Source organism: Pelagihabitans pacificus (assembly GCF_009371985.2).
GTDB lineage: Bacteria > Bacteroidota > Bacteroidia > Flavobacteriales > Flavobacteriaceae > Pelagihabitans > Pelagihabitans pacificus.
In genome coordinates, this window is record NZ_VIKU02000001.1 from 592920 (window position 1) to 606995 (window position 14076).

Genomic DNA, 14076 nt, shown 5'->3' on the forward strand with positions numbered 1-14076 from the left:
CTTCAATTATAGTACCTCAGGGGCCAATGATACAATTTTCATAAATTGCTTCTCACGAAGTTCCCTTGCGACCGGACCAAAAACACGCGTGCCCCTCATTTCACCTGTCGGGTTTAAAAGAACGCAGGCATTGTCGTCAAAACGAATGTAAGAACCATCTGGCCTTCTTACTTCTTTTTTGGTCCTAACGACCACTGCCGTTGATACCGCACCTTTTTTAATACCGCCATTGGGGGTAGCTTCCTTTACGGTAACCACAATTTTATCACCAATGGAGGCATACCGTCTTTTGGTACCCCCGAGCACACGAATGGTCAACACCTCTTTTGCTCCAGTATTGTCAGCTACCTTTAGTCTAGATTCCTGCTGTAACATAATTATTTAGCTCTTTCTAAGATTTCTACTAACCTCCAACATTTGGTCTTGCTCATCGGACGGGTTTCCATGATCTTTACGGTATCGCCTTCCTTGCAATCGTTCTTCTCGTCATGAGCGACATATTTCTTTGTCTTCAAAACGAACTTACCGTACATGGGGTGTTTTACTCTTTTAACCTCGGAGACAACAATGGACTTCTCCATTTTGTTACTGGTCACAACACCGATTCTCTCTTTTCTTAAGTTTCTTTTTTCCATAAAGCAGAACCAATTATTGGTTTTCCCTTTTAGTTAATTCCGTTGCCAGTCTTGCAGCAGTTCTTCGAGCCTTGCGTATTTGCAGTGGATTCTCCAATGGCGTAACGAAATGCGCCATCTTAAGGTCTGCATGCTGTTTCTTGTATTCGGCAAGCTTTTCTTTAAGCTCTTCGATAGACAATTCTTTGACTTCTTGTTTTTTCATGCTTTCTATCGATTAATTTTGATCAACATAATCCCTTGCTACGATGAACTTGGTCCTAACAGGCAATTTTTGGGCGGCAAGACGTAATGCTTCCTTTGCGATTTCCATTGGAACCCCTGCAACCTCGAACATGATTCTTCCTGGCTTCACGACGGCTACGAAATATTCAGGAGCACCTTTTCCTTTTCCCATACGTACCTCAAGAGGTTTTTTGGTTATCGGTTTGTCCGGAAAAATTTTTATCCAAAGTTGACCCTCCCTCTTCATATACCTTGTTGCCGCGATACGGGCTGCCTCGATCTGTCGTGAGGTAATGAACTTCGAATCCAAGGATTTAATGCCGAACATTCCGTTTGAAAGTTGGTGCCCTCTAGTAGAGAGGCCTTTCATACGACCTTTCTGCATTTTACGAAACTTGGTTCTTTTTGGCTGTAACATTGTACTGTCTCTTTAAAAAGTTACTTTCTGCGACGTTTTCTTGGTCCCTCTTGCTTTCCTTTACCTCCAGACCCCTTGGACATACCGACCAGGGGAGATAATTCTCTTTTACCGTATACCTCGCCTTTCATAATCCATACCTTGATACCCAACCGGCCGTAGGTCGTATGGGCTTCGTGCAAGGCATAATCAATATCGGCCCTAAAGGTAGAAAGTGGTATACGACCATCTTTATACGATTCCGAACGTGCCATTTCAGCTCCATTCAAACGACCGGAAATCTGTACCTTAATTCCCTCCGCATTCATACGCATGGCCGCGGCAATGGCCATTTTTATGGCTCTCCTAAAAGAAATTCGGCTTTCAATCTGTCTGGCGATACTGGCAGCCACCAAATTGGCTTCGACCTCTGGCCTTTTGATTTCATGAATGTTGATCTGAACCTCCTTGTTGGTGATTTTTTTAAGCTCTTCCTTCAACTTATCGACTTCTTGCCCCCCTTTTCCAATAATGATACCGGGTCTTGCGGTAGTTACCGTCACGGTAATCAGCTTAAGGGTGCGTTCGATAATAATCCTAGACACACTTGCCTTGGCCAAACGGGCGTGGATATACTTTCTGATTTTATCGTCCTCGGCCAGTTTATCCCCATAATCATTACCACCGTACCAGTTAGACTCCCATCCCCTGATAATTCCTAGACGATTCCCTATCGGATTTGTTTTCTGTCCCATTCTAGCTCTCTATATTATTATTTGAACCCAAAACCAATGTCACATGGTTGGATCGTTTTCTAATTCTGTGTGCCCTACCTTGTGGAGCCGGTCGTAAGCGCTTCAACATTGTTCCTCCATCAACACGGATTTCCTTGATAAAAAGATCTGCATCCTCTACGTCGGCATCTTCATTCTTTGTCTGCCAATTGGCAATGGCGGAAAGCAATAACTTTTCCAATCGCCTGGAGGCCTCCTTTGAATTGAACTTTAAAATTGCCAAAGCCTTCTCTACCTGTTCTCCCCTAATCAAATCGGCCACCAAACGCATTTTTCGAGGAGAGGTAGGACAATTATTGAGTTTGGCAAAGGCTACCTGTTTTTTTTCAGCCTTGATTCTTTCGGCCATCTGTCTTTTTCGAACTCCCATAGCTTACTTTTTACCTTTATTCTTTGCCCCGGCATGACCCCTAAAAGACCTTGTCGGCGAAAATTCCCCTAGTTTATGACCCACCATATTCTCGGTGATGTATACGGGTACGAATTGTCTTCCATTATGGACGGCAATCGTAAAGCCTACAAAATCAGGCGTTATCATCGATGCCCGAGACCAGGTCTTTATTACCGTTTTCTTTCCGGACGAAGCTCCTTGCTGGATTTTTTTCTCCAAACTATAATGAACGTAAGGTCCTTTTTTTAATGAACGTGCCATTGCTTTTTAATTTTATTTCTTTCTACGTTCTATTATGTATCTATTTGTGTTCTTGGTTTTGGAACGGGTTCTGAATCCTTTGGCAGGAATTCCGTTTCTCGACCTTGGATGTCCACCTGAAGCTCTTCCTTCTCCACCACCCATTGGATGATCGACAGGGTTCATTGCAACCGGTCTGGTTCTCGGTCTTCTACCCAACCATCTACTTCTACCTGCTTTACCGGACACCAATAATTGATGGTCGGAATTGGATACGGCACCGATGGTGGCCATACACGCAGATAGTATCAGTCGTGTCTCCCCTGATGGCATCTTTACCGTAGCGAATTTTCCGTCTTTTGCCATTAACTGGGCGAATGTCCCCGCACTTCTGGCCATAACGGCCCCTTGTCCAGGACGCAACTCAATGCAGGAAATAATGGTTCCTAACGGAATCTCGGTCAAAGGCAACGCATTGCCAATCTCCGGAGCGGCCGTTTTACCGGCAGAAATCCGCTGACCCACCTGCAACCCGTTCGGTGCAATGATATAGCGCTTTTCGCCATCGGCGTATTCGACCAATGCGATAAAAGCAGTTCTATTGGGATCGTACTGAATGGATACTACGGTAGCAAACACATCTTGTTTATCCCTCTTGAAATCGATGACACGGTACCTTCGCTTGTGCCCCCCGCCTTTCTGGCGAATGGTCATCTTGCCTTGACTATTTCTACCTCCGGACTTTTTTAACGGAGCAAGCAAGCTTTTCTCCGGCTTATCAGTAGTAATCGCGTCAAATCCGTTTACTACTCTAAAACGCTGTCCTGGAGTTACTGGTTTTAATTTTCTAACTGACATTGGTTGTCTTTATAGATTACTGTAAAAATCAATAATATCTCCTTCCGCAACATCGACAATCGCCTTTTTTACGGCATTGATCTTTCCATGCTGCACCCCCGTCTTGGTGTAACGGGTTTTCCTTTCCGGCGCATAATTCATGGTACGAACCTTCTTAACGGAAACACCATAAGCGGCTTCAACAGCGTCCTTGATCTGAATCTTGTTCGCATTGGTATCCACTACGAAACCATAACGATTGTACAACTCCCCTTGGGCAGTCATCTTTTCGGTTATAATCGGTTTTATCAACACACTCATGGTCTTCCTATTTAGTTAAGTTCGCCTCAAGCCCTTCCAATGAACCTTCCAGCAGCACGACATTATTGGCATTCAATATTTTGTAAGTGCTTATTTCTGAGTTAGTTACAACTTCAGAACGGCTCAAATTACGCGAAGCCAAATATACGCTATTATTTGAATCGCCCAACACAAACAATGATTTTTTGTTTTCAAGGCCAAGAGACTTTAAAATCTGAACGAAATCCTTCGTCTTTGGCGTCTCAAAATTGAAATCCTCCAACACCAAAATTGCCTTCTCTTTGGACTTGATACTCAAGGCCGATTTGCGAGCCAAACGTTTGACGTTTTTATTGAGTTTTTGGGTATAATCCTTTGGTCTTGGACCAAAAATTCTACCTCCTCCCCTAAAAATAGGGGATTTGATACTACCTGCTCGAGCGGTACCCGTACCTTTTTGCTTCTTGATCTTTCTAGTACTTCCAGCAATCTCACCGCGCTCCTTAGACTTATGCGTTCCTTGACGCTGATGCGCCAAATACTGCTTAACATCCAAATAAACCGCATGATTGTTGGGCTCTATAGCGAAAACATCATCTGAAAGCTCTACTTTCCGACCTGTTTCTTTTCCCTTAATATCTAATACTGCTACTTTCATTACTTCTCGACGGTTATGTAAGCGTTTTTATGTCCGGGAACACATCCCTTCACTACAATCAGGTTTTTTTCAGGAACCACTTTTAACACCCTTAGGTTTTGAACCGTCACTCGCTCACCACCCATTCGGCCAGCCATACGCATTCCCTTAAAAACTCTTGACGGATCTGATCCCGCACCAATCGAACCCGGTGCCCTTAATCTGTTATGTTGTCCGTGGGTCGACTGCCCGACACCCGCAAAACCGTGCCTTTTAACCACCCCTTGGAATCCCTTTCCCTTGGATGTTCCAACAACATCAACAAATTCACCTTCTACAAAAATGTCGACACCGATGGTATCTCCCAATTTGTATTCCCCTTCGAACTCCTTGAATTCAACGACTTTTTTCTTGGGAGAAGTGCCTGCTTTTTTACTATGGCCCAATTCGGCCTTGTTCGCACGCTTTTCTGCCTTGTCATCGAAACCAAGTTGAAGGGCACTGTACCCGTCTACCTCTTTGGTTCTGACTTGGGTAACTACACACGGGCCAGCTTGAATGACGGTACAGGGAACATTTTTCCCGTTCTCGTCAAAGATGCTGGTCATGCCTACTTTTTTTCCTATTAACCCAGACATTTCATTTTGAATTTTGAGTCAAGCCTCCAAACTGAAAACCCATACTCATGTTTATATTACATTTATTACTTAAATACTTGACAAAAAAACAGGGTCAAAAAACAATTCAACCCTGAATTTATTTTTTTTACCGTTTTTCCCTCGCCCGCAGCTCAGGACATGTCTACCTCCGCCTAAGCGAAATTCAGAATCACACCTTGATCTCGACCTCGACACCGCTGGGAAGCTCTAACTTCATCAAGGCATCGATGGTTTTCGAGGAGGAGCTATAAATATCCAATAGCCTTTTGTATGAGCTTAATTGAAATTGCTCCCTGGATTTTTTATTCACGTGCGGTGAACGCAATACCGTAAATATTTTCTTATGTGTCGGCAACGGAATGGGGCCAGTTACCACCGCTCCGGTCGTCTTTACCGTCTTTACGATTTTCTCAGCAGACTTATCCACCAAATTATGGTCGTAAGACTTTAGTTTTATTCTAATTTTCTGACTCATCTTCTAAAAATTAAGCGGTTACCCCTTTTGTTGCCTTGATTACTTCCTCTGCTATGTTCGATGGCGTTTCCGCATAGTGCGAGAATTCCATGGTCGAGGTAGCCCTACCGGAAGAGAGTGTCCGCAAAGAAGTTACATAACCGAACATCTCGGACAAAGGAACTTCGGCCCTGATTACTTTTGAACCCGCTCTATCCGACATATCATTGACCTGCCCTCTTCGACGGTTCAAATCCCCGACAATATCACCCATATTTTCTTCGGGCGTCAATACTTCCAACTTCATGATCGGCTCCATTAACACGGCACGCGCAGCTTTGGCAGCCTCTTTGTAACCTAATTTCGCAGCCAATTCGAATGAAAGCGAATCAGAATCCACTGGATGGAAGGATCCGTCTTTTAAAGTCACCTTCATACTATCCATTTCAAAACCGGCCAAAGGACCATTTTTCATGGCTTCCTTAAATCCTTTTTCTACGGATGGAATGTATTCCTTAGGAATATTACCTCCTTTAATTTCATTTACGAACTCCAATCCAGCCTTCGTTTCTTCGGAAGCCGGCTCCATGGTAAATACGATATCCGCGAACTTACCTCGGCCACCAGTTTGTTTCTTATAGACTTCCCGATGGTCGGCTTTGGCGGTCAATGCCTCTTTGTACTCAACTTGTGGCTGACCTTGGTTCACCTCTACCTTGAATTCCCTTCTCAAACGGTCAACGATGATATCGAGGTGCAACTCTCCCATTCCGGAGATGATAGTTTGCCCCGATGCCTCATCGGTCTTTACTTGGAAAGTGGGATCTTCTTCGGCCAATTTTGCCAAGGACATTCCCAACTTATCTACGTCGGCCTTGGTTTTAGGCTCTACTGCGATACCGATTACCGGATCCGGAAAATCCATGCTTTCAAGAACAATCGGATGCTTTTCGGAAGACATGGTATCCCCAGTCTTGATATCCTTAAAACCAACGGCAGCCCCAATATCACCTGCTTCTATGAAATCAATCGCATTCTGCTTGTTGGAGTGCATCTGATAGATACGGGAAATACGTTCTTTTTTGCCGGAACGGTTATTCAAGATGTAGGAACCGGCATCCAAACGACCCGAATAGGTTCTAAAGAATGCCAAACGCCCCACGAATGGATCGGTAGCAATCTTGAACGCCAAGGCTGAAAATGGCTCCTTAACATCTGGTTTTCTACTAATTTCCTCGCCAGTGTCGGGATTGATTCCGACGATAGCATCTTTATCGACCGGGGATGGTAGGTACCTACATACGGCATCCAACAAAAATTGAACCCCTTTGTTTTTAAAGGAAGAGCCACAAATCATTGGAATGATAGCCCTATCCATCACGGCAGCCCTTAAGGCAGCGTGTACTTCCTCCTCGGTGATGGACTCTTCATCCTCGAAGAATTTCTCCATCAACTCCTCATCATATTCCGCTACCGCTTCGATCAACGCGGCCCTGTATTCCTTTACCTCCGCCTTCATTTCTTCGGGAATATCGATAACATCAAAAGTAGACCCAAAGTTATCCTCGTGCCATACAATGGCCCTATTTTTCGCCAAGTCGACGATACCCTTAAAATCGGCCTCGTCGCCAATTGGCAGTACGATGGGTACCGCATTGGAACCCAACATTTCCCGCACCTGCTTACAGACGTTCAGGAAATTTGCTCCCTGACGGTCCATTTTATTTACAAAACCGATACGTGGCACCTTATAATTGTCAGCAAGTCGCCAGTTCGTTTCAGACTGTGGCTCCACCCCGTCTACCGCACTAAATAGGAATACCAATCCGTCCAATACACGCAATGATCGATTCACCTCCACCGTAAAATCCACGTGGCCCGGAGTATCGATAATATTGAAATGATACGGTTTGGTCTCATCGGTGATCTGCCCATTCTTCATGGGAAAATTCCACTCGCAGGTAGTCGCTGCGGACGTGATGGTGATACCTCGTTCTTGCTCCTGCTCCATCCAATCCATGGTGGCAGCGCCATCATGCACCTCCCCGATTTTATGACTTACCCCGGTATAGAACAAAATACGTTCGGTAGTAGTGGTCTTACCGGCATCAATATGCGCAGCAATACCTATATTTCTTGTATATTTTAAATCCCTAGCCATCTTGATTAAAATCTAAAGTGAGAGAATGCTTTGTTGGCCTCGGCCATTTTATGGGTATCAACTCTTTTCTTAACCGCGGCACCCTCTTCCTTGGATGCTGCCAATACCTCACCGGCCAGTTTTTGGGCCATTCCTTTTTCATTTCTTTTTCTAGCGTAGCTGATCAACCACTTCATTGCTGTGGAAATCTTTCTATCAGGTCGAATTTGCATGGGTATTTGAAAAGTAGCTCCCCCTACTCGCCTACTTCGAACCTCCACATGGGGCATTACGTTCGATAGTGCGTCCTTCCACAGTTCCAATGCACTTTTCTCCTCGTCGGTCTTTTTTTCCTCGACGATGTCCATCGCATCGTAAAAAACACTGAATGCTACCGATTTCTTACCATCCCACATCATCATATTGACAAAACGGGTTACGAGTTGATCATTATATCTTGGATCTGGCAATAATGGCCTTTTCTTTGCCTGTCTTTTTCTCATTGCATCAATTTTTAGACAAGTTGTCCTGTCTTTTCATTTTACTTCTTTGGGCGTTTTGCTCCGTATTTAGATCTTCGTTGGGTTCTACCTGCAACACCTGCAGTGTCAAGCGCCCCCCTCACGATGTGATACCTAACTCCCGGCAAATCCTTCACCCTTCCGCCCCTTACTAATACTATCGAGTGCTCCTGTAGGTTGTGTCCCTCTCCGGGAATGTAGGCATTTACCTCTTTACCATTGGTCAACCGAACCCTTGCCACTTTTCGCATGGCAGAGTTTGGTTTCTTAGGTGTTGTAGTGTAAACACGTGTACAGACCCCCCTTCTTTGGGGACACGAATCCAAAGCAGCCGATTTACTCTTCTTAGTAATCGTGGTCCTTCCTTTTCGTACTAATTGTGAAATTGTTGGCATACTATATTAATATGTATAAATGTACCCTTGTTTTAGGGTCGGCAAATGTAGTAATATTTCACAATAATTCAAATGGCAATCAATTAAATTTTTACGATTTTTTTATTTTCACCTTTTCCATACAATAAACATTTTAAAACCACCTTCGAATCCGATTCGGCCATCCTTTGGTGACATCCCCCTAAGCCAAAACGTACGGGTAGTCAGTACCAGATTGAAAACCCCTCGTTCCAAACAACACAAAATTCCAACATAATTGCGAAATCATTAAAATTCAAGCTTGTTATATAATAGGTAATAAATTATGTCAATTGTTTTAGCTATAACCGATAATTAACATGGAGAGTCTTAAAATTTTATTAAAAAAGGTTTGGATAATTAACTTGCTTTTTTGATTTTTGCCGCTAGCTAATTCAAATAATTAAAAAATGAGAACAAAACTAAATGGATTCTTAACGCTACTATTGGCGTTTGTTGTGCATGTTTCGTTTGCACAAGACAAAACGATCACTGGTACGGTGACAGACCAGGACGGTCTGCCACTTCCAGGGGTCAACATAGTTGTTGAAGGTACAACCACCGGTACCCAAACCGATTTCGATGGTAATTATGCCATCAAAGGTAGTGTCGGACAAACGCTGCTATTCACTTACATAGGTCAAAAAGATGTACGACAGACCATTGGTGCCTCGGATACCATCAACGTACAAATGCAGGAGGATGCCCAAGCCTTGGAAGAGGTGGTTGTAACGGCACAGGGTATCAAAAGGGAGAAGAAAGCCTTAGGATATGCCGTAACTTCTGTAGGAGAGGAGCAAATCCAGGACCGAACTGAAGCCGATATCGCCAGGGTACTGACCGGTAAGGCGGCAGGGGTTCAGATTACGGCTCAAGGGGGAACCACGGGCTCCGGTACGAGTGTGAACATTCGTGGTTTGAGTTCCTTTAGTGGGAGCAACCAGGCCTTGTTCATCGTGGACGGCGTTCCGTTTAGTAACGACACCAACCAAGGTGGTGGTGATGGCCAGGCGGATTTCATTTCAGGTAATACCGGTTCATCCCGTTTCCTGGATTTGGACCCGAACAACATCGCTAGCGTAGAAGTACTGAAAGGTTTGGCCGCGGCCACCCTTTATGGTTCGCAAGGACGTAACGGGGTCGTATTGATTACCACCAAAGCAGGAGCTGCACAAGCCGGTCCCAAAAAGACCGAAATTACCGTAAGCCAGTCTTTCAACACCTTGGAATTGGCTTCGTTGCCCGATTACCAGCAGCAATACGGAAATGGTTTCGACCAGTCATTCGGATGGTTCTTCAGTAACTGGGGACCTAGCTTTGACCGTGATGGTGTTTCCGGGTGGGGGAATCAACCTGCCATTGATGACAACGGTACTTTGGCACATCCATATTCTACTACTTCAGTCCAAGCCACAAGGGACGCGTTCCCCGAATTACAGAACGCGCGGTATCCTTGGCGACCTTACGATTCCGTGGAGGAATTCCTAAGTCCTGGATACAACACCGTAACCTCCGTGAATATCGCAGGGGCCAGTGAAACAGGCAATACTACTTATAATGCCAATATCGGATACACCGATGAGGAAGGGTTTACCCCCGGTAACACCTTGAACAGGTTAACCGTTTCTATTGGGGGGACCTCAAAACTCTCCAACAAGTTTACCGTAAGGGGAACCATGAACTACGCCAGAACCGATGTTAGAACTCCTCCTGTTGCCTCCAGTAGGGGTAACGGTACGGATGGTCTATCGGTTTTTGGTAATGTCTTCTTTACGCCAATAAGTGTGGACTTGATGGGGCTGCCTTTTGAAAACCCAATCGATGGTTCCAGTGTCTACTACCGAAATGGTAACGACATCATCAACCCTCGATGGACAGCGAAGAACGTAACCTATCGTCAGTTCACCAACCGTGTCAATTGGAACTTGGCTTTGGATTACCAAATCAATGACAATCTGACGGCTACCTGGCGAACAGGTCTCGACTTCTACAACGAGCGCAATGAAAATGGATCGAACAAAGGAGGTGTAGAATTTACCGATGCCATCTTCGGATTCTACGAAACTTTTGATAACAACAATACGATTTGGGACCATTTCCTTTCGTTGAACGGGAACTATGACCTTTCGGAAAAGTTGGGTATGACCTTTACGGTAGGTGCCAACGCACGACAGGATTTCTTCGACCGCCAAGGTGTTCGTAGTACCGGACAAATCGTATTTGGTATAAAGAGACACTTTAACTTCGAAAATCAGTTGCCATTTCAATTTACCCGCAACAGGAATATCGTCGGTTTAATTGGTGCAGCCAGCTTGGATTACGACAATATGTTGTTCTTGAACGTCTCTGCAAGATCCGACTGGGTTTCTAACTTTGCCAAAGAAAACAGAAACCAGACCTATCCCGGAGCCAGTTTATCATTCCTACCAACGGCTGCCTTCTCGGGGCTTCGTTCGGAAAATGGGCTGAATTTCTTAAAAATTCGAGCAGGCTACGGTACTTCGGCAAACTTCGATACGCAATTTGCCTATCCTACGGTTAATGTAGTGGAGCAAAATACACAACGTTTTGCCGATCCGTTCGGTGGTGCTTTGTTGACCACCAATCAGGTGGATAACTTCAGGGCCAATCCTGACTTAAAGCCAGAGCTTTTGGAGGAGTATGAAGTAGGTATCGAATCGCGTTTTTGGAAAAACCGTGTTTCCTTGGATGTTACTTACTACGATCGAAGAACAAATGATTTGATCGTATTGGAGCCATTATCCCCTTCTACCGGGTTTAGCTTCACTCAAAGTAATATTGGACAAATTAAGAATGAAGGTCTAGAAGCCGACTTAGGTATCGATTTGTTCGATAGCGAAAACTTTAGCTGGAATTCTAGAATCAATTTCTTTACCAACAACGAGACGGTAACCGAACAGGAGCAAGACTTCATCGCTTACGCCGGTAGTTTAGCCGTTGGTGGTGGGCTTTTCAGAGGGTCTAACGCAGCAATCAAAGGGGAATCCCTGAGAACAATGGTCGGTACGGCCATCGCCCGTGATGCCGAAGGAAATTTCTTGGTCAATGACGCCGGTAACTATGTAGTGGCCGAACAGGATGCCAATGGGGATGTTCCGATCATCGGGGATGCGGTTCCTGATTACACAATGAACTTCATCAACACTTTGCGATACAAGAATTGGAGTTTAGGATTCCAAATCAATCACACCAAGGGAGGTGATATCATGTCGAGCACCGTGGCCTCATTGTTGGGTCGTGGATTGATTGTTGAAACCCAAGACAGGGAAAATACCTATATCTTGCCTGGTGTGAAGCAGAGCTCGATCGACCCTGCCACGGGAGTAGCTACGCAGGCCAATGATATTCAAATCAACAACTCGACCTATTATTTTTCGAACTTGCTTTTCGGACCCACCGAACTGCGTGTATATGATGCATCGGTCGTTCGTTTACAAGAACTTTCTTTGAGCTACAGCTTCCCATCGAAGTACCTGGACAGGACTCCGTTTGGCAGCCTAACGATTACGGCCCAAGGATTTAACTTGTGGTACGACGCCTACAACACACCGGACGGTGCCAACTTCGACCCTAACGTCGCAGGTACCGGTATCGGTAACGGATTCGGATTCGAATTTATCAACGGGCCATCCGCTCGTAGGTACGGTATCACGTTAAGAGCAAGTTTCTAAATAAAAATTGTTAACGAATTACATTATGAAAAAAATATTCAAACACTTAGTAATCATCCTTCTCGTAGTCGGTTTAGCGGAGTCCTGCGAAACTACCGATTTGGATGGAAGGGTGAGCCCCAACGATCTATCGGTAGATCAAGCGGACCCTAATTTGTTGTTGAACGCAGTTCAATTGGCGTATGCAACAAACCAACAGACCTTTAGCGATAATGCCGCTGCCCTTACCCGTATCGATTATTTCTTCGGAAGGGATTATTTTAACCAATTGCCCGGTACCGTTTTGAACGGTGCCTGGTCGAGGACTTATAGTTCAAATACGAGTTTCGTGGGAGACGTTGTATCCGTGGGTATTCTAACCAACTTGCAGGCATTGGAAAGTATCGACGCCAACACAGACGTTGATTACTCCTTCCATATAGGAGTTGCCAAAACCCTTTATGCGCACTCTTTGTTCCAATTGGTCGACTTTTTGGGCCAAGCGGCGTTCAGTCAAGCTGGACAACCTTTGGAATTCCCAGCGCCATCTTTGGATAGCGGCGAGGAGGTATATGCTGCTGCCTTTAATCTGTTGGACGAAGCTGAGGCCCTTTTGGCAGGCAATCCGTCCGCCCAAGGAGCAACCGATTTGTTTTACGATGAGGATTCTTCCAAATGGGTAAAATTAATCAACACGCTACGTCTACGCTCTTATAAGAACACAGGGAACAAGGCAGCCTTTGACGCCATTATTGCCGGCGGCAATTATATTAGCAGTACTGCGGATGATTTTCAACTACAGTACGGTACTTCTGAATTGCAGCCCGATACAAGGCACCCGGACTATGCGCAAGATTATACTCCTAGTGGTGCCAACATTTATCAGTCGAACTGGTTGATGGAGCTGATGCTTGACAACGACGATCCGCGAATTCGTTATTACTTCTACCGTCAGAGTAACGGGACCCCAGGAGCGCTAGACGTTAACGGAGATCCAGTAGACCCTAACGAAGAAACCCTGGCGTGTTCATTGGTGGTACCACCACAGCACTATTTGGATGGTGGCTATACCTATTGTAGCGTTGATAACGGCTATTGGGGCCGTTCACACGGTAACGACGAAGGTACCCCTCCCGATAACTTCTTGAGAACAGCTGTTGGTGTATATCCTGCTGGTGGTCTTTTCGATGATAGCGAATTCAATGACGAAGGCCTAGCTCCTGGTGTCGGCCTTGGCGCCGGAGGCGGTGGTGCCGGTATTGAGCCTATTATTTTGGCAAGCTACGTGGACTTCTGGATTGGGGAAATGGCTACATCTGATAGCGAGAAAGCCGCTGCCCTCCAGGCTGGTTTGGAAAAGTCTATTGCCAAGGTACAATCTTTTGGTTCTTTGGATGGCTCGGCCGACTTATCCCTTGCACCCTCCGAAACCGATGTTGATGACTACATCACAGGCATTGTGGATGCTTTTAACGCCGCCACCGGAGATGATAAGGAAAATATCTTTGCCGAACAGTATTTCGTAACCTTGTACGGAGGCGGTACCGAATCTTATAACTATTATAGGAAAACAGGATACCCAACCACTGTATTGCCAAACTGGGAGTTGAATCCAGGTCCGTTCCCAAGAACGTTCCTATATCCGCAAAACGAAGTGGTCACGAATCCCAATTTGGAACAGCGAACCGCTTTAACGGAGCAAGTTTTCTGGGACACGAATCCAGCGAGCCCTACTTTTCCGCCAGCGAACTAACAATATAAA

General features: G+C 45.2%; 17 protein-coding genes. 2 read left to right on the top strand and 15 right to left on the bottom strand.

Annotated elements, in window-relative coordinates; translation table 11 throughout:
- Nucleotides 1-6 precede the first annotated feature (6 nt).
- The 15 genes from rplN to rpsL form a co-directional block, all read right to left on the bottom strand.
- Complete coding sequence (gene rplN, locus FK220_RS02665) at nucleotides 7-375, bottom strand: 50S ribosomal protein L14 (protein WP_120712450.1); 369 nt, start codon at nucleotides 373-375, stop codon at nucleotides 7-9.
- A gap of 2 nt (nucleotides 376-377) precedes the next feature.
- Nucleotides 378-635, bottom strand: coding sequence for a 30S ribosomal protein S17 (gene rpsQ, locus FK220_RS02670; protein ID WP_152572729.1), 258 nt, complete (start codon nucleotides 633-635; stop codon nucleotides 378-380).
- Between the two features lie 13 nt (nucleotides 636-648).
- The gene (rpmC, locus tag FK220_RS02675) at nucleotides 649-840 is read right to left on the bottom strand and encodes a 50S ribosomal protein L29 (protein WP_152572730.1); all 192 of its coding nucleotides are present in this window, start codon (nucleotides 838-840) and stop codon (nucleotides 649-651) included.
- Between the two features lie 12 nt (nucleotides 841-852).
- Entirely contained in the window at nucleotides 853-1278 is a 426-nt protein-coding gene (rplP, locus tag FK220_RS02680; RefSeq protein WP_152572731.1) for a 50S ribosomal protein L16, read from the bottom strand.
- 20 nt (nucleotides 1279-1298) lie between these two features.
- Nucleotides 1299-2012, bottom strand: a complete 714-nt coding sequence (gene rpsC / locus FK220_RS02685) for a 30S ribosomal protein S3 (RefSeq protein ID WP_152572732.1) — start codon at nucleotides 2010-2012, stop codon at nucleotides 1299-1301.
- A 1-nt stretch (nucleotide 2013) separates the two neighbouring features.
- Entirely contained in the window at nucleotides 2014-2421 is a 408-nt protein-coding gene (gene rplV / locus FK220_RS02690; protein WP_152572733.1) for a 50S ribosomal protein L22, read from the bottom strand.
- 3 nt (nucleotides 2422-2424) lie between these two features.
- The gene (rpsS, locus tag FK220_RS02695) at nucleotides 2425-2703 is read right to left on the bottom strand and encodes a 30S ribosomal protein S19 (protein WP_152572734.1); all 279 of its coding nucleotides are present in this window, start codon (nucleotides 2701-2703) and stop codon (nucleotides 2425-2427) included.
- Nucleotides 2704-2715: 12 nt separating this feature from the next.
- On the bottom strand, nucleotides 2716-3540 hold the full coding sequence (gene rplB, locus FK220_RS02700; RefSeq protein ID WP_152572735.1) for a 50S ribosomal protein L2: 825 nt from the start codon (nucleotides 3538-3540) through the stop codon (nucleotides 2716-2718).
- Between the two features lie 9 nt (nucleotides 3541-3549).
- Nucleotides 3550-3840, bottom strand: a complete 291-nt coding sequence (gene rplW / locus FK220_RS02705; RefSeq protein ID WP_152572736.1) for a 50S ribosomal protein L23 — start codon at nucleotides 3838-3840, stop codon at nucleotides 3550-3552.
- A 7-nt stretch (nucleotides 3841-3847) separates the two neighbouring features.
- Nucleotides 3848-4477 carry a 50S ribosomal protein L4 gene (gene rplD / locus FK220_RS02710; protein ID WP_152572737.1) on the bottom strand — a complete coding sequence of 210 codons (630 nt, stop codon included), beginning with the start codon at nucleotides 4475-4477 and terminating at the stop codon, nucleotides 3848-3850.
- The gene (rplC, locus tag FK220_RS02715; protein ID WP_152572738.1) at nucleotides 4477-5094 is read right to left on the bottom strand and encodes a 50S ribosomal protein L3; all 618 of its coding nucleotides are present in this window, start codon (nucleotides 5092-5094) and stop codon (nucleotides 4477-4479) included. Before rplC ends, rplD begins: the two co-directional genes overlap by 1 nt.
- Nucleotides 5095-5284: 190 nt before the next feature.
- A complete protein-coding gene (gene rpsJ, locus FK220_RS02720) occupies nucleotides 5285-5590 on the bottom strand; it encodes a 30S ribosomal protein S10 (RefSeq protein ID WP_007094989.1) in 306 nt (101 codons plus the stop codon).
- 10 nt (nucleotides 5591-5600) lie between these two features.
- Nucleotides 5601-7730, bottom strand: a complete 2130-nt coding sequence (gene fusA, locus FK220_RS02725) for an elongation factor G (RefSeq protein WP_152572739.1) — start codon at nucleotides 7728-7730, stop codon at nucleotides 5601-5603.
- A gap of 5 nt (nucleotides 7731-7735) precedes the next feature.
- Nucleotides 7736-8212, bottom strand: coding sequence for a 30S ribosomal protein S7 (rpsG, locus tag FK220_RS02730; RefSeq protein ID WP_152572740.1), 477 nt, complete (start codon nucleotides 8210-8212; stop codon nucleotides 7736-7738).
- 38 nt (nucleotides 8213-8250) lie between these two features.
- Nucleotides 8251-8625, bottom strand: a complete 375-nt coding sequence (gene rpsL, locus FK220_RS02735; RefSeq protein WP_138853415.1) for a 30S ribosomal protein S12 — start codon at nucleotides 8623-8625, stop codon at nucleotides 8251-8253.
- Between the two features lie 428 nt (nucleotides 8626-9053).
- Here rpsL and FK220_RS02740 point away from each other — a divergent pair, with 428 nt between their 5' ends.
- Both FK220_RS02740 and FK220_RS02745 read left to right on the top strand, forming a co-directional pair.
- Complete coding sequence (locus FK220_RS02740; protein ID WP_152572741.1) at nucleotides 9054-12335, top strand: SusC/RagA family TonB-linked outer membrane protein; 3282 nt, start codon at nucleotides 9054-9056, stop codon at nucleotides 12333-12335.
- A 25-nt stretch (nucleotides 12336-12360) separates the two neighbouring features.
- Nucleotides 12361-14067: a SusD/RagB family nutrient-binding outer membrane lipoprotein gene (locus FK220_RS02745; RefSeq protein ID WP_152572742.1), complete on the top strand. Its 1707-nt coding sequence runs from the start codon at nucleotides 12361-12363 to the stop codon at nucleotides 14065-14067.
- Nucleotides 14068-14076: the final 9 nt, after the last annotated feature.